The organism is Pseudomonas fluorescens, from assembly GCF_012974785.1.
Classification (GTDB): domain Bacteria; phylum Pseudomonadota; class Gammaproteobacteria; order Pseudomonadales; family Pseudomonadaceae; genus Aquipseudomonas; species Aquipseudomonas fluorescens_BT.
Genome location: NZ_CP027561.1, coordinates 6,178,824 through 6,199,819 on the forward strand (window position 1 = coordinate 6,178,824; position 20,996 = coordinate 6,199,819).

The following is a 20,996-nucleotide window of genomic DNA, read 5'->3' on the forward strand; positions in this document are numbered from 1 at the left end:
TGTCATCCGTTACGCCCGCAGTCGCAAACGCTGCAGCCAGGACGAAGTGGCGCCCAAGGCGTCACGCAATTGGTCGGCAGTGATGTTGCGCTCTGCCGGGTCAAAGGCCAGCGCGGTACGCAGCGCGGGCCAGCAGTGTTTCGGTAGATTCGACGGTGCTTGCAGCTCGCGCTCCAGGTGTTCGTCACGTGCCTGGGTCGAGGGCAAGCGGCGGAACGGGTGTTTGCCGCCCGCCAGTTCATAGATCACGCAGGCCACGCCGTACACGTCCGCGCTGGCCGACAGCGGTTGGCCCTCGAGCAGTTCGGGGGCGGCGTAGCCCGGGGTCCAGGCGTTGAAGCGCTCGCGGCTCAGGTGCGGCAGGCCGGGCAGGATGCCCTCCTCGGCTTGTCCTAGACCGAAGTCAAACAGGCGCACGCCGTCTTCGCTGAGCATGACGTTGCTCGGTTTCATGTCACCGTGCAGCACGCCGCGACGGTGGGCGTAGGCCAGCGCGTCGAGCAGCGGCAGCGCGATGTCGCGCAGTTCTTTCCACGGCAGGCCCAGTGGCCGCTCGCAGAGCAGTTTGTCCAGGGTCAGGCCACGCATGAGTTCCATGGTGATGAAGGCCCGCTGGCAATCGGTGTCCACTTCGAACGTGTGCGGTCGCAGCACGTTGTCGTGGCGCAGGCGTCGGGTCAGGGCGAACTCGCTGTAGAGCAAGGCACTGGCGTCCGGCGACTCGGCAAATTCTTCGCTGAGGATTTTCAGCGCAATGTAGGGATCGGGATCGCCGAACTGTTCGTGCAGCAGATCCCGGGCCCGGTAAACCGCACCCATGCCGCCGGCCCCGAGCAGGCGCTCGAGGTGATAGCGGCCGGCGAGTACGTCCGGCAGTGCGCCGATGCTGGCCTTGGTTGGCGCCAGCAAAGGCTCTGCCTTGTTTTCGCTGGCGAAGGCGAAGTAAGTCAGGTTGCTGGCCTGCTCTTCGCTCATCAGCAAGTCGTCGACTGAGGATTCGATTTCAGTCATTGGCGGATCACCACGGCCGTCAGGTTGTCGCGAGCGGCACCCCGCAGGGCGCCGTCGAACAGACGTTCCAGCGCCACGTGTGGCGCCGCCAGGCTGAGGGCATTGCCGAGGGCATCGCTGCTCAGGCCTTGATACAAACCATCGCTGCACAGCAGGAACACATCGCCCGGATAGACCTCGAGCTCCAGCACATCCAGGGTCAGTTGTTCCGCCGCGCCGACCGCCCGGGTCAATGCCTGGGCGGCCGGATGAGCGGCCGCTTGCTCGACACTCATCTGTTGCTCGTCGATCAATTGTTGTTGCAGCGAATGGTCCTTCGACAGCTGATACAACCGCTGTCCGCGCCACATATAGCAACGACTATCGCCGGCCCAGATGCAGGCCGCGCGATTGCCTTCCACCAGCAGCGCCACGACGGTGCTGCCCATGATGCTGTCGTGGCGCCCGGCGGTGACGGTCAACTCCTGCCCCAGGCGCCGGTTCAGCCAGTGCAGGCACTGGCGGATGGCTTTGAGGCGTTCGTCGAAGTCTTCGTGCTGCGGCAGTTCAGCCAGGCTGGCGACGATCAACTGGCTGGCGATGTCGCCACCCTGATGACCGCCCATGCCGTCCGCGACCACCCACAGCCCATGCTGCGGGGTGTCGAGGAAGGCATCTTCGTTGCGCGACCGCACCTTGCCCGGGTCGGTTCGCGCCGCGCTGCGCCAGGGACTGGCCACCAGCATCAGAGCTGCACCGGCATACGGAAGGTGCGCATCACGCCCATGTCGAACGGGTTCGGCGTGCGCTGACTGGTCAGCAGGTAGTTGGCGCGCAGGCCACCTACGTCGGCTTTCAGCACCAGCACATCACGACCGGTCAGGTACTCGGTCTGCATCAGGTCGAACAGACGGAACAGCGACCACGGGCCGGAGTTCTTCTCGATGCCGATCGGGCGTCCGGCCATCTTGTCCATGACCAGGCTGGTGCGACCGTCTTCAGCATCGGTCGGCCACTTGAAGCTCATGGGCAGGATCGGACCGTGGCGGTATTCCATGGTCTTGTCGCCGAACTTGAACTCGGAACGGCTGACCGCCGGATCGAGTGTGTACGGCTCCAGCTTGAACTGCACGGTCGGCTCGGCCGGGTTGATCGAGAAGAAGCTCTGACGGATGTTCAGGGCCGCCGCCATCTGGTCGAGGAAGACCTTGGACACCGGCAGGCTGCGACCGTCGATGCTGCGCATCCGGTAGTTGCCCGGATCACCGCTGACGAACGGACGCATGTAGCTGTCGAAGAAGCGGTCGATGGTGCCTTGAGCCCGGAAGAACTCGCGGAAATCGCTGATCGCCACATCGCTGGTGCTCGATGCGCTGAACGGGTAACGCTGGCTGATAGTCTTGCCATACACGCTGTACAGCTCGCTCTGATAACGGCCGTTCAGGTATTGATAGGCATCGTTGAGCACCAGGCGCCACGAGTCTTCGGCCAGCACGTTGAACCACACGCTCAGCGGACGCGGCAGACGACCGGACGCATTGCGCAGGTTGGTCAGCGCATCACGCTGACCGCTCATGCGGGTCTTGGCCAGTTCGAACGCGGCTTGCTCCGGCGTACTGGAACGGGCGAGGCCCGCCAGTTGCAGTTGCAGGTCGTTGAGCGCGGTGAAGGCCGGGGTCAGGTCAGCGGCCGGGCCGTTGTTGTCATCGAGCAGCTTGTGCAACGGCTCGAAGCGACGTTGCAGAGCCTTCTTGGCGGTGTCCGGCAGGTTTTTCGCCACGTTCATGGCCGAAGCCTTGTCCGCGACAGCGGAGGCCAGTTTGCCGACCTTGCCCAGTTTGCCCTTCTGCCCCGCCAGCGCATCGGCGGCGTCACCGGCTTCGTCCACCGGCTCAGGGGCTGCCTGGAAACGAGTGTTTTCACGCACTTCGGTCAGCAGAGCCAGCACCGGCGAGTTGGCCGAGGTCAGGCCCGCCAGTTGTTCGGCGCCTTCACCGGCATCGCTGATCGGCGGCAGCGCCACCTGGCCAACGGCCTCGCTCCAGTAGTTGGCGTAGTCACGGAAGTACAGTTGCTCCAGCTCGACCATCAGGCGACGCAAGTCCATGTCGCTGATGCCGGCGCCTTCGCCCAGCACCCAGTTGTCACGCAGGATGTCGGTCACCAGCGACGCGCCTTGTACCGAGAAATACTGCTGATAGCCGGTCTGGGTGTAGAAGCCCGGGATGACGTATTCGGTGCCGATGAACAGCGAGCCCTGCGGGCCGAGGTGCTGGCTGAAGCGATAGTCCGGCAGGTTGCGCGCCTGCTCGCGGAGCATGCGATAAACCACGGCGGCCAAAGATTCGCTACGCAGGACCTGACGCGCCTGAGTCACCAGTTGCTCGTTGAGCGGGTAGATGAACGGCTGCTTGAGCAGACGCTCAAGGTGCGCGTTCAGACCGTTCTGCACCGCGGTGTTGCCGGTGTAGCGCTGCGACCAGTCAGCCGCGATCCAGTCCTTGAGCCATGCCGCGTCGCGACGATCCTTCATGTTCAACATCAGGTACGCGCGCAGGCTGTTGATCAGCTTTTCGCGGTCCTTCATGTTGGCGCGGATCTGGCCTTCGAGCATCGTTGCGACACGCGGCAGCAGTTGCTTTTCGAGCTCGCGTTCGTAGGCTTCCTTGACCACCGGACTGACGTCCTGGCCTTGATACAGACCGACACGCTCGTGGTAAGACACGTCGCTCTTGTTCGGGAACACCTGGGTGGCGGCGTAGCTGGAGTCGAGGGTTTTCAGTGCGCCCATGGCGTCATCGCGCGGCGACAGTGCCGTGCGTTGCTGGGTCCAGTTCTGCGCCAGGTTGCGCAGGTCTTCCAGACGCTCGTAGTTGGCCGAAAAACCACCGGCCCAGAGCATGCCGAACAGGACCAGCGCGCCCAGTGCGCCGACGTACAGCGCACGCTGGCCCCAGTGGATGCGGCTGCGCTCGCGCTTGTCCAGACCGGCCAGATCGGCCTCGGGGAAAATCACCCGGCTGAGCAAGTGGTGGATGAAACGCGAACGACCGCTGCGCAGCGTCGGCAACACGCCGGCGCTCATGCCCAGACTCGCGCCGATGCCGGCGGTGGTCGAATCCATTTCGTGGGTCAGGTGCGGTGCGCTGGTCAGGTAGAAACCACGCAATTGCGTCGCACGCTGGTAGCGGTTGCCGGTGAACGCCATGTCGACGAGCAGGCACAGACGCTCGCCGATCTGGCCCATCTGATGCGGGAAGTCGAGGATGCGGCCCCGGCGCTGGGTATCGCGCTCGGAGTGCATGCGCATGATCACCTGGCTGTTGAGGCGACGCAGCAGCTCTTCGAACTCGTTGCGCAGCACCGCCACGTCGGTGCCGACCTGATCCTTGCGGAAACTGGTGCCCAGCACCTGATCGCTTTCTTCGCGGGTCAGTTGGTCGAAGAACTCGTCGAAGCCCAGCAGCTTGTCAGCCTTGCTCAGCACCAGATACACCGGCACATCGACGTGCAGCTTCTGATAGACGTCTTGCAGACGCGCACGCACCTGACGGGCCAGGGTTTCGATGTCCTGTTCGCTGCCACTGGTCAGGGTTTCCACCGGAATGGTCACCAGCACGCCGTTCAACGGACGACCACGACGACGCTTGCGCAGCAGCTCCAGCAAGGTGGTCCAGGCGCTGCCGTCGACTTCCGCATCCGGCTGGGTCAGGTAGCGGCCGGCGGTGTCGATCAGCACACCGTGGTCGGCGAAGTACCAGTCGCAGTGGCGGGTACCGTGGGTATCACGGGTCAGCTTGCGATCGATCTTGTTGATCGGAAATTCCAGCCCGGAGAAGTCCAGCAGGCTGGTCTTGCCGCTGGCCTGCGGGCCGATCAGCAAGTACCACGGCAAGTCATTGCGCCAGCGCTCGCTGCGGCCGCGATACAGGCTCGAAGTCTTGAGGGTTTTCAGGGCGTCCTTGAAACGCTCCTTCAACTCTTTCTGCTCTTCGTCGATCAACTCTTCGCGGCGGATACGGTCCTGCCCGTCTTCGGTTTCTTCGACGGCTTTCTTGCGGATACCGGCGCGCCAGCTGACGAAGACCATGGTCAGGCCCCAGATCAGGAACAGCACGCTGATGGTCAGCAGACGCGACGTCGCGCTCTCCCAGAACTTGTAGTCATCTACCGCCAACAACGGGCCGACGAACCACACCAGCAGCGCCACGAACAGCACCAGCAGCAGGGTCCAGACCCAGGTCTGGCGCAGGAAGGCGCCGACTTTCTTGAAAAACTTTTTCATCACACGTCCCTGTTTACGGCTGCGACTGCGGCTGGGCCGCGGCCGGATCAAGCGGCTGATAAGGTTGCAGAACGGTGTCGCGCTGCTCGCCCAAGACCCAGGCGAAGCCCGAATACATCATCACCAGGCAGACGAAGGTGAACAGCACCACCATCCACGCCGGCACGATGCGCACCAGGTTGCGGCGCTGATCGTTGAGGCCTTCCCACTGCGGCGACAATTCACGCGGCACGTCGCCGCGCAACTGACGGATCTGCCGGTACAGGGCGTCGCGGATGCCTTCGAGCTCCAGCATGCCGCGCGCCTGCACGCGGTACTTGCCCTCGAAACCGAGGGACAGGCACAGGTACATCAGCTCCAGCATCGGCAGGTGCTTGACCGGGTTTTTCGACAGCCGATCGAGCAGCTGGAAGAACTTCTCGCCACCGAAGGTTTCGTTGTGGAAGCTGCTGAGCAGGCTCATTTGCGACCACTCGCTCTCGTTGCCCCACGGCGTGGTCACGACAGCTTCGTCGACCACGGTGCAGAGCACGTATCGGGCGGCCATCACCTGGCTGCTTTCGGCGCCGTTGTGCAGGGCGCGCACTTCAAACAGCTTGAGCCCGGCGGTCAGGCGCTCGTTGAGCGCGTAGAGGTCTTCGCGGGTTTCGCTGTGTTTGAGGCGCACCACTTCCGACAGCAGTTCGGACGAGGCCGCCACCAGCGAATTGAGGCTGATGTTGAAGGCTTCCGCCGGGCGCAGGCGCGCGGCGTAGATCATCCGTTCTTCCAGTTGTTCGAAGCGCGGCGGCGCGGCGAAGTCGGTCAGCGGACTCGCCGCCGGGCCATGGCCCTGACGGTCGAGCAGGACGGTTTTGTCGTCCTGGTTGTGTTCCATGTCCTTGATCATGTCGGTCAGTTCCTGATGGCCCAGAATTTCAGTTCAAGCTCGGCGAATTCGCCGGACACGTGGAACGCGAAGCCGCCGGAGCGCTCGAGTTGTGCCAGGTCTTCGGAACTGAGTTCGAGGATGAAATAGGTTTTGTTGGAGTGGAACGCGATCTGCCGCGGGGCCACCGGCAACGGTTTGACCTTGATCCCCGGCAGGTGCAGGTTGACCAGTTGGCGGATACGCTCCACCGGGCCGACCTTGAGGTGCGCAGGCAAGCGATTGCGCAGTTCTTCGGAGTCGCAGTTGGCACTGGCCGCCAGCACGAACGACGCCGAGCCCAGCAGTTTGTGGTCGTGCAGCGGCGACACGATGATCCCGTACTGACGCGCTTGCAGGATCAGCTCGATGGCGTGCTGTTCCAGCACCATCGACAGCACCTGACGGATCGACTCCATCAGTTTGCGGAAGCTCGCGCCCTGGTCGGCGTGGGAGTAACGGCTGTCCAGACGCGGGCGTTTGCTGTCGCTGGAGAAGGTCGCCAGATCGCCGAGCATGGTCAGCAGCGTGCGGTACAACTCTTCGGGGTGAACCTGCTCCAGGCCCAGGTAGTGACGCAGTAACAGTTCGGTGCGGTTGATCAGTTGCAGCATCATGAAGTCGCCGATCTCCGCGCCGCCGACCTTGCCGTTCGAACGAATCCGCTCGGCAATGGTGTCGCCCCGGTGACCGAGCATGCTGATCACTTCCTTCAGGCACGACAGCAGGTAACTGGACGCGTGGGCCTGAATGTAGGTCGGCACGAAATCCGGGTCGAGGCTGATCACGCCGTCGGGCGTGGTGTCGAGCACGTCGCAGATCTTCAGCTTCACGTAGGCCTGGTCGCTCTGCTGCTCGCCGAGCAACAGCTTGAAGTCCGGACGACCGCAACTGACCTGACTGGCGGAATCGTCTCCCGCGTTGGAGTCAGCGACTTCGGCGTCATACGCGGTGTAACGCGCAAGAACGTCCGACTGCTCCGGGCGACGGGCCTCGATGTGGTTACCGGTAACCAGTGGCAGCGCCAGATAGATCGGCATGTTGCCGGTGTTCGGCGGCACGTCCAGCGCCAGCGGTTCGGTGTTGCCACCGAGTTCGAACAGGCTGCCGTCCGGCAGGATCCCCGAGGCTTCACTGATCACCAGCTTACCCATGTTGAGGAATTGCAAGTCGATCTGAAGGTTCAGGAAACCCCAGGTGTAGCCGCCCAGCAACTGGGTACGGGTCTTCATCTGGTGATCGTAGTAGCGGTCGTTGTGCTGGAAGTGCTGCGGACGCAGCAGCATGCCTTCCTGCCAGATGACTTTATGGGTATTCATGATCAGTCATCTGCCTTGGCGAGCGCTTCGTGGGTGTTGCGGATACCGGTCCGATCGAGGGTCAGATCGGCTTCGGTGACCTCAAGCGGCGTGACCTGGAATGTGTAGCGCCATTTGGTTTCCGGCAGGTCGCGGTACGCGGCGAGGATGCCGACGTAACGGCTGCCCTCCTCCACGCTGAGCTTCATTTCCACGGTTTCACCCGGGCGCAGTTCGAGTTCTTCGCTGGCCACCAGATCCGGGTTGAGGGATTCCTTGGCGCGTTCGTACAGACTGAAGAAATCGGCGTTCTCGAAGGTCACCGGGTGCTTGAGTTCAAACAGGCGCACCACGATCGGCGACGGACGCCCGTTGAGGTCCGGGTTCAACTGATCGCTGCCGGTGATCTTCAGGTTGACCTTGGTCACTTTCGAATACGGCGACATCGACGAACAACCGGCGAGCAGCACCAGTACGGTGAGCGCCGTCAGCGTCTTGAAAAAAGCGGTCGAGCGGCGAGACATGCGCATCATCCTTGGTGGTCGGTGTGGAGGGTGGAAATCAGGCGGATCTGTTCTTCGTAGGCCTGGGCGAAGTCGCGGGCCAGCAGGCGCTCGCTCCAGTCATCGTCCTGACGCAACGCCTGGTGGTAACGGTTGAACGCTCTCCAGCGCCCGCCGGAGGTGGCGAGCAGTGGCTTGTTGTCGCGCTCGAATCGCAGGGTCAGCTGTTCCGGCGAGAAGTGCTCCAGGGTGCCGCGCACCGCCGCGCGGCTGGCGGTCAACAGCGCCACCTGATGCGCCTGCAAGTCGCGGAACGCACGGGAGATCGCCTGCTCGGCCGGCAAGTGTCCCGGCTTGTGCGGCTGCAACAGGATGTCCAGCGCTTCGCTCGGATCGACGGCAAATTTCAGCGGGTTCTTGTTGGTGCCTTGCACGGTAGTCTGGGCCAGACGCAGCTCGTTCTTCAGCTCCGAGCGGGTGCGCAGGCTCTGTTGCAGACCACCGATGCTCTGGCGCAGCAGACGTGCCGCATTCAGCGCGAGGGCTTCACGTTCGTCGTGGCCGAGGTGCTTCACGTCCACGCCGAGGGCTGCGCCGAATTTGTCCCAGAACGTTTCGCTCTGACGCTCGACGGCTTTCGGTGCAGGCGCAGGCTCAGGTTTGGGCTCGACGATCAGCTCCGGCACCATCAGGCTTTCCATGTCGATGCGCGCATAGTCGGCGCGCTGACGGGAGTCTTCAGGGTCGGTCACCGGTGCGAGCATTTCCTCGAATTCCGAGTACACGCGCTCTTGCTGCTCCAGCGACTTCAGCGGATCGAGATCGAGGAACGCATCGTCCGGAATGATGCTGCCGGCGGCGCGTGGCAGGCCGACTTCACCGTCGAACGTCGCCGGGTCGCGCACCAGTCGTGCGCGAATCTCGAAGTCGCCCAGCACGTAGGTGCTGCCGTGCTCGATGCGCACCGGCTCGCCCTTGTGCAGGCGCGCGCCGCTGTCGCCGTCCTGAACACCGTTGCTGCTGGTGTCGGTCAGGAAAAACGTGCCCTCGCGATAGCTGACGATCGCGTGGTGATTGGACAAGTGACGCTTGCGGTCAGGGATGATCCAGTCGCAGTCCTCACCCCGCCCGATCACGCCACCGGCCTGTTTGAAGGTCCGCTGGCACAGCTCGGTGGGCACGAACTGCTTGGTGTTCAGCATTTCGAAAACCAATTCCATGTTTGATGCTCCTTGCGGTCACTTGCCGCGATTGGCCGCCTGCGGATCACCCAATGGGCGGTAATCGTTATCGTTGAATTTGTAATTGCCGCTGCAGCCGCCGAGGCCGCATAGAACGACGAGGGTCAGCAGGACAGCGTGCCAGTGACGAACAGACATCAGAGGGTCTCCAGGTGTAGACAAAGCACAAAGCGCCGACCCTTTCGGGCGGCGCTGATATAAGCGGACGAGGTGAATCCGACGGACTTTCGCCTACCCATCGAAATCACCCAGATTGATGTTCAAGCGGCCGAGCCGGTACAGCAGCGTGCGGCGCGGCAGGCCCAGTTCCCGGGCGGCGAGCGTCTGGTTGCCATCGTTCTTGCGCAGGCAATCGAGCAGTAGATGGCGTTCGACCTGCTCCAGTCGTTCGCGCAAATTGAGGCCGCAGTTGTCTTCCGGCATCGGTTCCAGGCGAAGTGAGAAATGCTCGGCCAGCAACTCGCCGCCCTCGCACAACAGCACCGCCCGCTCGACCAGGCCTTTGAGTTCACGCACGTTGCCGGGGAAGGTGTAACCGGACAGGTGTTCCAGCGCCGCGTCCGACCAGCGCACCGGATCGCGTTGCAGGAAGGTGCAGGCCTTGTCGGCGAAGTGTTTGGCCAGGTCGAGGATGTCGCCTTCGCGCTGGCGCAGGGCTGGCAATTCGATCGGAAATTGCGCGAGGCGGTAGTACAGGTCCTCGCGGAATTTTCCTTCGCTGACCAGCACCGACAGATCGCGGTGCGTCGCGGCGATGATGCGCACGTCGATCTTGTGGGTGTCGTTGGAACCCAGCGGACGGATCTCGCCTTCCTGCAACACGCGCAGCAACTTGGCTTGCAGCGACAGCGGCATGTCGCCGATTTCGTCGAGCAACAGCGTGCCGCCGTTGGCCGCGTCGAACAGCCCGGCGCGGTCGCGGTCGGCGCCGGTGAACGCGCCTTTGCGGTAGCCGAACAGCTCGCTTTCCAGCAGGTTCTCCGGGAACGCCGCGCAGTTCTGCACGATGAACGCCTGGGACCGGCGGGGCCCGCAATCGTGGATCGCCCGCGCGACCACTTCCTTGCCGGTGCCGGTCTCGCCACGCAACAGCACGGTGTACGGGCTGTGCAGGACTTTGCTGATCAACGAGTAGGTCTGGCGCATGGCCGCGCTCTTGCCGATCAGGCCGTAGCCGCTGGCACTCGGCAGACTGCGCACGACCGGCGCGGCCGCATCCACCGGCTGGCGCAGACGTTGCAGCAAGTGCAACTGTCCGAGCACGAACGAGCCGAGCTGACCGAGAGAATCGGCAAACCCTTGCAGGTTGATGTGACGACGGCTGGCGCACAGCAACAATCCCTCGACAGCCTTCTGCTGATTGACCAGCGGCACGCACAACAGCGACTGCCACGGCGTGGACGATGCCGGCAGAAAGCTGGTTTCCTGCAGGCTGCCGCCCAGGTCGTCGAAGCTCACCACGCGGTTCTGGCACAGGGCAAATTGCAGCAACTGCTCGCCGTTGTAGTCCGCCGGCAGGCTCGCCGCCCCACGCGGCTGCAACAAGCCGTCGAGGCACTCGGCGTTCATTCCCAGGCACGTGTGGGTGGCATCGAGCAGATACAGCTGCGCCAATTCGCAACCGCTCAACCCGGCCACGCCGCGCACGAAGTCACCCAGCAGCGCAGCACCGTCCGCCGCCCGCGACAGACTGGCGAACTGCGCCAGCAAGGCTTCGGCATAGAGCAGTGGCTGCGGCACTTGAGTGAACATCACACTCACCTCAGGCGAACTCGCAGGTCACGCTGGCTTCGCCGTCGAGCGTCGCATGCACGCGCTTGAGGCTTTCACCGGTGGCCATGGCGTCGAGCAGGCGGTCAGCCACCAGCGGCAGCACGTGCTGGTCGAGCAAATGATCGATCAGGCGCGCACCGCTTTCGCTCTGGGTGCAACGCTCGGACAGGTGATCGACAAGGTTCTGGCACCAGGTGAAATCCAGCTGACGACGGTTCAGGCGCTCGCCCAGACGACCGAGTTTGATTTCGATCAGCTCGCGCAGTACCGGGCCGCCGACCGGGTAGTACGGCACCACTTTCATCCGCGCCAGCAGCGCTGGTTTGAAGTGCTTGCTGAGCACCGGGCGAATGGTTTCTTCCAGCACTTCGGCGGTCGGACGCGCGCCGTCTTCGCAGAGGTCGCTGATCTTGTCGCTGCCCAGGTTCGAGGTCATCAGGATCAGCGTGTTGCGGAAGTCGATCTCGCGCCCCTCGCCGTCGTTGGCCACGCCTTTGTCGAAGATTTGGTAGAACAGGTTGAGCACGTCCGGATCGGCCTTCTCGACTTCATCGAGCAGCACCACCGAGTACGGCTTCTGGCGCACGGCTTCAGTGAGCATGCCGCCCTCGCCGTAACCGACGTAGCCTGGCGGTGCACCGATCAGGCGGGAAACGGTGTGCTTCTCCTGGAACTCGGACATGTTGATCGTGGTGATGAAGCGGTCGCCGCCGTACAGCAGGTCGGCGAGTGCCAGGGCGGTTTCGGTCTTGCCGACGCCGCTCGGGCCCACCAGCAGGAACACGCCGACCGGTGCGTCAGGTTTGTTCAGGCCGGCAGCGGTGGCGCGCATCGAGCGATCCAGTGCGTGCACGGCCTGTTCCTGACCACGGATGCGGGTGCGCAGGTCAGTGGCGAAACTCGCGACCTTGGCGTTGTGTTCGCGGGCCAGTTGCGCCAGCGGCACGCCGGTCCAGGCGCTGATCACTTCGGCCACCAGACGCGGGCAGACTTCGAAGCTGACCAGACGCTCCTTGACCTGAGCGGCGGTCAGGGCGCTGTGGGTTTCGTTGAGTTGTGCTTCCAGTGCTTCGACGCTTTGGCCTTCTTCAACTTCAGCGACCACGGTTTCGATCACCGTGCCTTCGGCGTCTTCCTCAACGCTGACGGTTGGCTCGATGGCGGCAGCTTCACGGGCCTTGGCCAGTTGCTGACGCAGTTCCAGCAGGCGCTCGGCCAGTTGCTTCTGCTCGGTCCACAGGGTTTCCAGTGCGACCATTTCGCCTTCGGCTTCGTCCAGGCGCGCTTCCAGTGCCTCCAGCGCTTCGTGGTCGATCAGCAGACCGGCTTCGGCATCGCGACGCAGGGCCTGACGCTGACGGCCACCTTCAGCCAGTTCGCCACGCAGGCGCTCCAGGCTTTCAGGGGCAGCGGCGAGGCTGATGCGAACGCGGGCGCACGCGGTGTCGAGCACATCGACCGCCTTGTCCGGCAGTTGCCGACCGGCCAGGTAACGGGCGGACAGTTCCGCTGCCGACACCACGGCGTCGTCACGCAGGTAGATGCCGTGGCTCTTCTCGTAGACCTGAGCCAGGCCACGCAGGATGGTCACCGCTTCGTTCACGGTCGGCTCGTGCAGTTGAACCGGTTGGAAACGACGAGCCAGCGCCGGGTCTTTCTCGAAGTATTTCTTGTACTCGGCCCAGGTGGTCGCGGCGATGGTGCGCAGTTCGCCACGGGCCAGCGCCGGTTTCAGCAGGTTGGCGGCGTCGGAACCGCCGGCATTGCCGCCCGCGCCGATCAGGGTGTGGGCTTCGTCGATGAACAGGATGATCGGCTTCGGCGAGGCTTTGACCTCGTCGATCACGCCTTTGAGACGACGTTCGAATTCACCTTTGACGCTGGCGCCCGCTTGCAGCAGGCCCATGTCCAGCGACAGCAGCTCGACGCCCTTGAGCACCTGCGGCACTTCACCGGCAGCGATGCGCGAGGCCAGTCCTTCGACGATGGCGGTTTTACCGACACCGGCTTCACCGACCACGATCGGGTTGTTCTTGCGGCGACGGGCGAGGATGTCGACCATCTGGCGGATCGCGCCATCGCGGCACAGCACCGGGTCGAGTTTGCCGTCGCGGGCCTGTTGCGTCAGGTTGTGGGTGAAGCGCTGCAGCAGCGATTCGCCCTGAGCGGCCGGCTTACCGTTGGCGGCTGGTTGCTCCTGTTGCGACAGAGCGAATTCTTTCAGGCGATCAATGTTCAGTTTGGCGAGCAGCGGCTGATAACGGCTGCCGGCGTAGCGCATCGGGTTGCGCAGCAGCGCGAGGATCAGGGCGGCGTCTTCAACCGAGGTCTGGCCCAGTTCGAGGTTGGCGACCAACAGCGCGTCTTGCAGCCACTGCACCAGTTCCGGGGCAAACACCGGGTTGCGCGAGGCACTGTGTTCAACGCGAGATTGCAGCGCGGCGCTCAGTTCGCCAGCGTCAACGTCGGCATCCTGCAGTGCGCGGGAGAGCAGACCGTTCGGGCGCTCCAGCAGGCCGAGCAGCAAGTCTTCGACCAGAATCTTGCTGCCGCCACGGGCCACGCAGCGCTCGGCCGAACGCTCCAGATCGCGACGGGTTTCGGCGTCCAGCGCCTGGATGAGTTGTTGCAGGTCTACGTTGATCATGGCTCACGTCCTTAATGAATTTTGCTGCCCAGAGTCACCACGCCGTCTGCTTTTTCGCAGCCCAGCCAACTGGTCCACCCCAGGCGACAGTCGTTCTTCTCGCCAATGCGCAGTTCGCGGATTTCTTCCGGGCGCAGCACCAGGCGAATGTCGTAATCGAGCGGGTCACGCAAGGTGAACCGCACCAGCGCGCAGAGCGGCTGGTAACCGAAACCGATGGGCAGGAATTCGTGGAATCGCTCCCAGTCGAGTTCGGTGATGTGAATGCGGAATTTGCCGCTGCGGTCGCGCACGCGTTCGCCCAGCACCAGGTCTTCACCCAGCAAGCTGTTGGCGAAGCCGAGGCGGTTGCGCTGTTCTTCGAGGATTTCCACGCGGCGCTCGATGCACTGCTCGATGACCAGGTCTTCGTGCTTGAAGTAGTAACGCAGCACCGCTTCGATCAACGCCGCCGAGTGCGCGCGCAGGCTCAGCAGGCCGAGGTACGGCAGCAGGCGTTTCCAGTTCAGTTCCTTGGCCTTGCGGATCTCGTCGCCGCCGAGGCCGATCAGAGCGAACAGCTGCGACGAAAACGGGTCGACCGCGCCGCTCTGGAAGCTCGCGCGATAGCGGTACTTGCGCCAGATCGGCAGCATCAGCCGTTGCAGGCGATGGTGGAACAGGTCGAGGAAATTGCGCGTCGGGTTGCCGTCTTCGCTGTCGCCCAGGGCTTGCTCGCCGTAGAACGCCGGCAGCGGTGAACCGGAACCGACCAGGCCGATCAGGTTGAACCGCAGCCGCGCGCGCATCTGTCCGTGCTCTTCGAAAAACTCCACGCGATCGACATCGCTGCGCGGAAATCCAAGGCTCGGGTTGGCCTGGAATTCCAGCTGGTCGTACAGGTCGTCTTCGCTCAGGTACGGGTGCGCATCGCGCAGCCGGTCGATCACCAGCAGCACGGCCTGAAACAGCGAGTACTCGCGTATTACCTTCGTCAGCCCGCTTAAAGCAGGGGCTGCAGGCCCATACGTGGTGTCCATTGGTACACCTCTCCCTGTGTGCTTTTTACCCGCAGCTCATGGAATGAATTGAGACTGGCGTAAAGCGCGAAAAACTCGTTGAGAACCGAGGCGAAGACGAACAGGTCGCCCTCACCGATATACCCTTCCGGGTCGATGGTCAGTTCGGTACGCAGACCGCGCACCGGCAGACCACGGTGCAACCGGTCCACGTGGTGATGCTTGATCAGTTTCAGACCGCCGAGCAGGCGTTTGCTGACCTTCTCCGCGTGCTGGTCGTAGTAGCGCGGCAGGTCGTAGGTTTCGAGAATCACCTTCAGTGCATTGACGTCGGCCAGCGACAGATAGTTAAGCGACATGTTGCTGATCAGCTTCCACAGGAAGTCACGGTTCAGCGGCGGCGCGAAACTGGAAGTGGCCGGGGTGATGTTGCGGAAACTCAGGAACTCCGGGGTCTCTTCGCAGGCCATGCAGATCTGCCCGAGCTTGAGTTTGCGCGGCAGGTTCTGGTTGGTGCAGACCAGCTCGATCGACAGGGTTTCGTGGGCTTCGGTGTGGCGGATGCCGAAGCTCAAATAAGTGTCGAGGCCGTCGTGCAGCAGCGACGAGCGCTGGCGGATACTGTAATGCGGACGGCTGTTGGGCACGTCGAAACTCGGGTCGTGCTCGAAGGATTCGAACGGCACGTACTCCTGATAGCCGAGGCCGCCAGGCTTCCAGCCGGTCACGGTTTCCACAGAGAACACGCCGCAGTTTTCCAGATCGTATTCAGCCGGCAGCAGCAGGTATTCGTCCTGTTTGCCGTCGAGGCGGATCGGCAGCGCGTCGTGCTTGAACAGGTTGACGATCGGCGTGCAGAACAGCTTCACGTTATCCAGGGTCGGACGCATGCGCATGATGCCGCTCTTGCGGATGTCGAAGCGCAATTCCAGGCCACGCATCTGCTTGAGGGTGTCTTCCGGCAGCGCCTTGAGAATGTCCAGGCCGTGGACATCGACGAACAGGAACTTGTCCTGGAAGGCGAAGTATTCCTGCAGGTAGCGATAGCCGCGGAAGGTGTTCAGCGGATACGGGATCAACGCTTCTTCTTCGGCAAAGCCCACCGGCTTGACCCGGTCGCCCGGAATCTTGAACGCCATCGGCTTGCCGCTCACGCCATCGATGGGCTTGCCGGCGCCGTCGAGCGGGATCAGTTCGATGCCGTCGAGGTTGCGCAGCAGGCTCAGGTAGAGCATCTGGCTGATGTAGCGCTCGCCGGCAAAGTGCAGGCGCAGTTTGCTCAGCTCCAGCTCGCCGAGGTGGCCGTCGGCACTCATCTCCAGGCGCAGGCTGAGCAACGAGCCGTCGCCCTTCACCGAGTAGTTCAGCGCAGCCAGATCCAGGGCCATGACTTCGGTCGGGTAGCAGGTGCGGAAGCGGCAACGCACGTCTTCGATCGGCACGCTCTCGATCGGCGTGTCACGCTCGACCTTCAGCGCCGGCCCGGAACGCTTGAGCGGATCGAACTGCAGAATGCTGAACGCCGGCAGCGGGCGCATGTAGTTCGGCCACAGCAGCTGCATCAGGGAATGGCTGAGCTCCGGCAACTCGTCATCGAGCTTCTGGCGCAGCCGCCCGGTCAGAAACGCAAAGCCTTCCAGCAACCGCTCCACATCCGGATCCCGCCCGGCCTGCCCCAGGAACGGCGCCAACGCCGGACTACGCTCGGCGAAACGGCGGCCCAGTTGGCGCAGTGCGGTGAGTTCGCTTTGGTAGTAGTGGTTAAAGGACACGGGTTACCTGCCTGGTAGTGGAACTCATGGAATAACTGTCCTGCGGATTACGCTCGATACCTGACCTGATCATTGGATGGCACTCTCAGGCTGGTTCGGCTGGATGCGTCCAGCGATGTTTCTTGATACCCAGCGCAACTCAATGACTTGAGAAGCGAGGATTGCCAGCAAGGTGACGCAACCTTGAGCCACGCCATAAAACAAGGCTCTCAATGGGTTGTCGGGGAGCATCCAAAGCAGGATGAAGCCCACCATAAGGCTCAGAATCACCAGCTTGGCAACGAGGCTTGGAATGAGCGCAGCAATAAAATTGACACCGAGAAAAATGTAAAACATCGCGTAGCTGGCAATACCGATGGCGACCCCACGGGTGGTGAACCCACCGTTCAGATGCTTGTAGGCATGTACTACTGCATTATTCAAAAACACGTAGGCCACACATCCGAAGGCATGGACAAACAGGCACATGGCGATACGGTAGTAGTTGCTCATGCTGGTCTCAGATTTCCGTACCACGATCCAAGGCCATGGATAGCTACAACAGCAGCCAAAACCGAGAGCGTCAGTGCGCGGTGAAGACGTGAATTTCGAGCCGCCCGATGTGAGGCAGTCAGGAGCAATAACAAGCTCAACAAGGCCAGGCAGCCAAACAGATCACTGTCAGCAACACCGGCCAGATACCCCTGCAAACTCATTGCGTCCATGAATACCGCTCTCCAACTTTCTCAGGTAGCGAGGCCGCCTTTAAATCAGGCATCAACGACACTCTGAAACTATCCAACTTTCCCAGCCTTCAGAGCCTGGATAAACAATCATCTCTCCGCGAAACTCGGGTGCAACGCCGGGACTCCCCTCATCCCGCCAGAGATACCATTCTGATGTTTTTAGTAGATCGTTATTTTTTGTATAAACGCGATAAAAATACGGACTGCTAAAGTACTTAAACGCACGACCAGCCACTACACCCAAAAAATTGTAATTCGGTGAATACGTTGCGATATAGCAGCTTCCTGAGTCATTCCAGTCAATGAAAAGAGGCTCCGCGGCCTTTGAGCTAAGCACCTTCAAGCCCAAAAGAACCAAAACTGGCACAAGCACGCACAACGAAAAAAGTAAAAAGCTCTTTCTAAGGGACGCTTTCATGGCATTGCCTTAGGCTTGGCTGATCGTTGCGAAAACTCTGCAAAATCTGCAGAGGTAAAACGATGATGAATGGATACAGGAATTTTCTTGACCGTAGAGTACACAAACAAATCACCACCCTTGCCAAGTTTGCTGCGGTAATTATTGTAACTATCATTGGTCACTTTGAAGTAAACCTTCCCCTCAGACTCATATGTTTCCGGCGAAGTTAAATATGCAAAAATGCTCGGCCTGACAACGCCGTCGTGATTCCAATACCCAAGCAGTTGGTCGCTGCCATCTTCATTCAGAAACTCATATGTATCACGTACATAACAACCAATTTCTTCAATCGTTAATGTAGCAGCCATTTTTTTCGTCTTGGGTGTAGTGCTGAATTTTGTGACTGCAAATTTAATAACAAATCCACCCAATGTGCCGTACACATCATCCAATGGATTATTCTTCTTTTCCGAAGTGGTAATCCCGATAGATCGAAAATTATATTGCGTTGCAGACTCCAGCATTCGTGCACTCAGGGCACTGTAGTCATGAGCACCCCTAGCAAGGTCCTGGTTAGCCTCATCAAGAACTCCAAGCGTTCTCATGCAAGTCATAAATTGCAAAAGCCCCGGTGCTAACTGCGTCAGTCCCTTTTGACGGCCAATAAGCTCATTGTATTGACTGGGGCTTGCGGCCTTCGCAATAAGCTCTTTGATGGTTTCACCTGTGTGGGGTGAGGAAGAGGTAAGCCATTCAAAATCCAAATCATCAAACAGTTTTTCTTGGGTGATCTTGTCAACGGCAAGACGTCCCCGCTTCTCACTTGAGGACATCACAAAAGGCGCACCGTCGAACCAACGCTGCATGATTCGAGCGCTTTCCTTCCAGCCCATTTTTCTCATCACACCTGGAATATCTGTGATCTGGAAATGATCGACGGCCGCTTCCGCTGGCTTCTTGTCAGAGGAAGGGGTGAGTTGAGCTGTTACAGGAGTGGGTGCCGGCATGTGATAGTTCCTTAAGCAATCACGAGCGAAGTCTGTTCTTCGACGATAAGCGTGACACTTTCAGCGAGGTGGGAAGCAATAGGCCTCGTTCGGCCTTTTGCATCAGTAACGCCCTTGACCTCTTTACCGGAGGCTGTACGCAAGGTGTACGGCCGGTCAGCGACCGGTGTTCCGGTTCTAGGATTACGAACCACAAAATGCTGACTAAACGGCCACTGAATCTCCACCGGCAACGGCGGCACAAACGGCGCGGGCGAATGCGAATTGCCGATAATCACCGTCCCGGATCCAGCCGTTACTTTATTGCCATGAGATCCAACCGAACCGACCGTGGCGGCCGGTTTGCCGTTGATCAGAACCGTCGTCGCCAGATCGCCGACCATCGCACCACCACACGCGGAGGCATCGCCTTCGCGGGCCGCCGGCAGGCCGTCGAAGAACACGTCGCCGGAACCGGCGGCGATCGGGTTGGTGCCGTGGCCGGGGAGCGGGCAAGCGGTGGGGTCGGATACGCGTGCTGCAGGTTTGCCAGACATCGGGGTTCTCCTTAGGTGACCTTCACTTGACCGCTGCCATCCAGGCGCGCGGCAAAACTGACCTGACGCTTGAAACCCTCGACTTCCAGCAGGCCTTCGATGCTGAAGGCCAGGCGAAGCTGGTCGTGGTCACGCGGCAGGGAAATGACACGCACGTTGCTCAGGCGCGGTTCGTAGGCTTCGATGAAGCTTTCGATGGCCAGGCGGGCCTGACTCAGGGAGTCGTGCAGGCTCAGGCGCATGTCATTGAGATCGGGCAACCCGTAGTCGGACAGCGTTTGCACGCTGCCGGCCCGGGTGCTGAGCATTTTGGCCAGATGGGCAGCCACCGACGCCATGGCCGAAGCCTCGAGGCTCCTGCCCTTGCGTAGTTCCGCGTCGCCGTTGAGGCGTTCGAAAAGGCTGCCGTATCCGTCCATGAGTCGCTCTTACTCTTTGTCCAGCTTGCCAACCAGCGACAGGGTGAAATCGGCACCCATGTACTTGAAGTGCGGACGCACGTTCAGGCTGACGCGGTACCAGCCCGGCTCGCCTTCAACGTCGCTGACGATCACTTGCGCAGCGCGCAGCGGACGACGGCCACGCACTTCGGCGCTCGGGTTTTCCTGGTCGGCCACGTACTGGCGGATCCACTTGTTCAGTTCCAGCTCGAGGTCGGTGCGCTCTTTCCACGAACCGAGTTGCTCGCGCTGCAGCACTTTCAGGTAGTGAGCCAGGCGGTTGACGATCATCATGTACGGCAGTTGGGTGCCGAGCTTGTAGTTCAGCTCTGCCGCCTTGCCTTCTGCGCTGATGCCGAAGAACTTCGGCTTCTGCACCGAGCTTGCGGAGAAGAACGCCGCGTTGTCGGAGCCTTTGCGCATGGTGAGGGAGATGAAGCCTTCCTCGGCCAGTTCGTATTCACGACGGTCGGAAACCAGAACTTCCGTAGGAATCTTGGTTTCGATTTCGCCCATGCTTTCGAAGTGGTGCAGAGGCAGGTCTTCAACCGCGCCGCCGCTCTGTGGGCCGATGATGTTCGGGCACCAGCGGAATTTGGCGAAGCTGTCGGTCAGCTTGGTGCCGAACGCGTAAGCGGTGTTGCCCCACAGGTAGTGCTCGTGGCTGTTGGCAACGTTTTCCTTGTACACGAACGATTTGACCGGGTTTTCTTCCGGGTCGTACGGGTTACGCAGCAGGAAACGCGGAACGGTCAGGCCGACATAGCGGGAGTCTTCGGAGGTACGGAAGCTCTGCCATTTGGCGAATTGCGGGCCTTCGAAGTGATCTTTCAGATCCTTCAGGTCCGGCAGACCGGTGAAGCTTTCCAGACCGAAGAATTTCGGGCCGGCGGCGGCGATGAACGGCGCGTGGGACATGCAGGCTACGCTGGACACGTACTGCATCAGTTTCACGTCCGGCGAGCTTGGGGACATGTAGTAGTTGGCAATGATCGCGCCAACCGGCTGACCACCGAACTGGCCGTATTCAGCGGTGTAGATGTGCTTGTACAGGCCCGACTGCATCACTTCCGGCGAATCTTCGAAGTCGTCCAGCAGGTCGTCCTTGGAGACGTTGAGGATTTCGATCTTGATGTTTTCGCGGAAGTTGGTGCGGTCGACCAGCAGTTGCAGGCCACGCCACGACGATTCCAGGGCCTGGAAGTCCGGGTGGTGCAGGATTTCGTCCATCTGGCGGCTGAGCTTGGCATCGATCTCGGCGATCATGCGGTCAACCATGGCTTTCTTGACCGGCTCACCGTTGTTCTGCGGCTTGAGCAGCTCTTCGATGAACGCCGACACACCGCGCTTGGCGATGTCGTAGGCTTCGTCGTCCGGCGTCAGGCGGGTTTCGGCGATGATGCTGTCGAGGATGCTGTATTCGCCGTTTTCGGCGGCGTTCTGTTGTGCTGCGCTAGTGCTCATTGTGTTGGCT

General features: G+C 61.4%; 18 protein-coding genes. All 18 read right to left on the minus strand.

The features are described 5' to 3' along the window. Positions 1 to 9 precede the first annotated feature (9 nt). The 18 genes from C6Y56_RS28300 to tssC all read right to left on the minus strand — a co-directional run bounded on the left by C6Y56_RS28300 (position 10) and on the right by tssC (position 20,986). A complete protein-coding gene (locus tag C6Y56_RS28300) occupies positions 10 to 1,011 on the minus strand; it encodes a serine/threonine-protein kinase (protein ID WP_169432483.1) in 1,002 nt (333 codons plus the stop codon). Next, the gene (locus tag C6Y56_RS28305) at positions 1,008 to 1,736 is read right to left on the minus strand and encodes a PP2C family protein-serine/threonine phosphatase (RefSeq protein WP_039765158.1); all 729 of its coding nucleotides are present in this window, start codon (positions 1,734 to 1,736) and stop codon (positions 1,008 to 1,010) included. The genes C6Y56_RS28300 and C6Y56_RS28305 overlap by 4 nt, the downstream gene beginning before the upstream one ends. Next, positions 1,736 to 5,275 carry a type VI secretion system membrane subunit TssM gene (tssM, locus tag C6Y56_RS28310; RefSeq protein ID WP_169432484.1) on the minus strand — a complete coding sequence of 1,180 codons (3,540 nt, stop codon included), beginning with the start codon at positions 5,273 to 5,275 and terminating at the stop codon, positions 1,736 to 1,738. The genes C6Y56_RS28305 and tssM overlap by 1 nt, the downstream gene beginning before the upstream one ends. Positions 5,276 to 5,288: 13 nt before the next feature. After that, complete coding sequence (icmH, locus tag C6Y56_RS28315) at positions 5,289 to 6,164, minus strand: type IVB secretion system protein IcmH/DotU (RefSeq protein WP_011336585.1); 876 nt, start codon at positions 6,162 to 6,164, stop codon at positions 5,289 to 5,291. 5 nt (positions 6,165 to 6,169) lie between these two features. Beyond that, a complete protein-coding gene (tssK, locus tag C6Y56_RS28320; protein WP_085731357.1) occupies positions 6,170 to 7,501 on the minus strand; it encodes a type VI secretion system baseplate subunit TssK in 1,332 nt (443 codons plus the stop codon). Between the two features lie 2 nt (positions 7,502 to 7,503). Next, the gene (tssJ, locus tag C6Y56_RS28325) at positions 7,504 to 8,004 is read right to left on the minus strand and encodes a type VI secretion system lipoprotein TssJ (protein WP_169432485.1); all 501 of its coding nucleotides are present in this window, start codon (positions 8,002 to 8,004) and stop codon (positions 7,504 to 7,506) included. A 5-nt stretch (positions 8,005 to 8,009) separates the two neighbouring features. After that, positions 8,010 to 9,203, minus strand: coding sequence for a type VI secretion system-associated FHA domain protein TagH (tagH, locus tag C6Y56_RS28330; RefSeq protein WP_169432486.1), 1,194 nt, complete (start codon positions 9,201 to 9,203; stop codon positions 8,010 to 8,012). An 18-nt stretch (positions 9,204 to 9,221) separates the two neighbouring features. After that, positions 9,222 to 9,362 carry a hypothetical protein gene (locus tag C6Y56_RS28335; protein ID WP_053125091.1) on the minus strand — a complete coding sequence of 47 codons (141 nt, stop codon included), beginning with the start codon at positions 9,360 to 9,362 and terminating at the stop codon, positions 9,222 to 9,224. A 93-nt stretch (positions 9,363 to 9,455) separates the two neighbouring features. Continuing rightward, positions 9,456 to 10,976, minus strand: a complete 1,521-nt coding sequence (locus tag C6Y56_RS28340) for a sigma-54 interaction domain-containing protein (RefSeq protein ID WP_169432487.1) — start codon at positions 10,974 to 10,976, stop codon at positions 9,456 to 9,458. A gap of 10 nt (positions 10,977 to 10,986) precedes the next feature. Further along, on the minus strand, positions 10,987 to 13,644 hold the full coding sequence (tssH, locus tag C6Y56_RS28345; protein WP_169432488.1) for a type VI secretion system ATPase TssH: 2,658 nt from the start codon (positions 13,642 to 13,644) through the stop codon (positions 10,987 to 10,989). An 11-nt stretch (positions 13,645 to 13,655) separates the two neighbouring features. Next, positions 13,656 to 14,663, minus strand: coding sequence for a type VI secretion system baseplate subunit TssG (tssG, locus tag C6Y56_RS28350; protein ID WP_085612408.1), 1,008 nt, complete (start codon positions 14,661 to 14,663; stop codon positions 13,656 to 13,658). Further along, a complete protein-coding gene (gene tssF / locus C6Y56_RS28355) occupies positions 14,627 to 16,414 on the minus strand; it encodes a type VI secretion system baseplate subunit TssF (protein ID WP_169432489.1) in 1,788 nt (595 codons plus the stop codon). The genes tssG and tssF overlap by 37 nt, the downstream gene beginning before the upstream one ends. A gap of 69 nt (positions 16,415 to 16,483) precedes the next feature. Then, complete coding sequence (locus C6Y56_RS28360; RefSeq protein WP_085606169.1) at positions 16,484 to 16,906, minus strand: hypothetical protein; 423 nt, start codon at positions 16,904 to 16,906, stop codon at positions 16,484 to 16,486. Positions 16,907 to 17,170: 264 nt separating this feature from the next. Then, entirely contained in the window at positions 17,171 to 17,557 is a 387-nt protein-coding gene (locus C6Y56_RS28365; RefSeq protein ID WP_169432490.1) for a hypothetical protein, read from the minus strand. Beyond that, positions 17,554 to 18,546, minus strand: a complete 993-nt coding sequence (locus C6Y56_RS28370; protein ID WP_169432491.1) for a DUF6402 family protein — start codon at positions 18,544 to 18,546, stop codon at positions 17,554 to 17,556. Before C6Y56_RS28370 ends, C6Y56_RS28365 begins: the two co-directional genes overlap by 4 nt. Positions 18,547 to 18,557: 11 nt before the next feature. Continuing rightward, positions 18,558 to 19,082 (minus strand): PAAR domain-containing protein, encoded by a 525-nt coding sequence (locus C6Y56_RS28375; RefSeq protein ID WP_169432492.1) that lies wholly within the window; start codon positions 19,080 to 19,082, stop codon positions 18,558 to 18,560. An 11-nt stretch (positions 19,083 to 19,093) separates the two neighbouring features. Continuing rightward, the gene (tssE, locus tag C6Y56_RS28380) at positions 19,094 to 19,501 is read right to left on the minus strand and encodes a type VI secretion system baseplate subunit TssE (protein WP_085708830.1); all 408 of its coding nucleotides are present in this window, start codon (positions 19,499 to 19,501) and stop codon (positions 19,094 to 19,096) included. Positions 19,502 to 19,510: 9 nt separating this feature from the next. Next, on the minus strand, positions 19,511 to 20,986 hold the full coding sequence (gene tssC / locus C6Y56_RS28385; RefSeq protein WP_085731350.1) for a type VI secretion system contractile sheath large subunit: 1,476 nt from the start codon (positions 20,984 to 20,986) through the stop codon (positions 19,511 to 19,513). Positions 20,987 to 20,996 lie beyond the last annotated feature (10 nt).

Bases quoted from the DNA above. Each gene is read 5' to 3' on its own strand.
- C6Y56_RS28300 (WP_169432483.1), bottom strand. From the start codon at position 1,011: ATGACTGAAATCGAATCCTCAGTCGACGACTTGCTGATGAGCGAAGAG.
- C6Y56_RS28305 (WP_039765158.1), bottom strand. From the start codon at position 1,736: ATGCTGGTGGCCAGTCCCTGGCGCAGCGCGGCGCGAACCGACCCGGGC.
- tssM (WP_169432484.1), bottom strand. From the start codon at position 5,275: ATGAAAAAGTTTTTCAAGAAAGTCGGCGCCTTCCTGCGCCAGACCTGG.
- icmH (WP_011336585.1), bottom strand. From the start codon at position 6,164: ATGATCAAGGACATGGAACACAACCAGGACGACAAAACCGTCCTGCTC.
- tssK (WP_085731357.1), bottom strand. From the start codon at position 7,501: ATGAATACCCATAAAGTCATCTGGCAGGAAGGCATGCTGCTGCGTCCG.
- tssJ (WP_169432485.1), bottom strand. From the start codon at position 8,004: ATGTCTCGCCGCTCGACCGCTTTTTTCAAGACGCTGACGGCGCTCACC.
- tagH (WP_169432486.1), bottom strand. From the start codon at position 9,203: ATGGAATTGGTTTTCGAAATGCTGAACACCAAGCAGTTCGTGCCCACC.
- C6Y56_RS28335 (WP_053125091.1), bottom strand. From the start codon at position 9,362: ATGTCTGTTCGTCACTGGCACGCTGTCCTGCTGACCCTCGTCGTTCTA.
- C6Y56_RS28340 (WP_169432487.1), bottom strand. From the start codon at position 10,976: ATGTTCACTCAAGTGCCGCAGCCACTGCTCTATGCCGAAGCCTTGCTG.
- tssH (WP_169432488.1), bottom strand. From the start codon at position 13,644: ATGATCAACGTAGACCTGCAACAACTCATCCAGGCGCTGGACGCCGAA.
- tssG (WP_085612408.1), bottom strand. From the start codon at position 14,663: ATGGACACCACGTATGGGCCTGCAGCCCCTGCTTTAAGCGGGCTGACG.
- C6Y56_RS28360 (WP_085606169.1), bottom strand. From the start codon at position 16,906: ATGAGCAACTACTACCGTATCGCCATGTGCCTGTTTGTCCATGCCTTC.
- C6Y56_RS28365 (WP_169432490.1), bottom strand. From the start codon at position 17,557: ATGAAAGCGTCCCTTAGAAAGAGCTTTTTACTTTTTTCGTTGTGCGTG.
- C6Y56_RS28370 (WP_169432491.1), bottom strand. From the start codon at position 18,546: ATGCCGGCACCCACTCCTGTAACAGCTCAACTCACCCCTTCCTCTGAC.
- C6Y56_RS28375 (WP_169432492.1), bottom strand. From the start codon at position 19,082: ATGTCTGGCAAACCTGCAGCACGCGTATCCGACCCCACCGCTTGCCCG.
- tssE (WP_085708830.1), bottom strand. From the start codon at position 19,501: ATGGACGGATACGGCAGCCTTTTCGAACGCCTCAACGGCGACGCGGAA.
- tssC (WP_085731350.1), bottom strand. From the start codon at position 20,986: ATGAGCACTAGCGCAGCACAACAGAACGCCGCCGAAAACGGCGAATAC.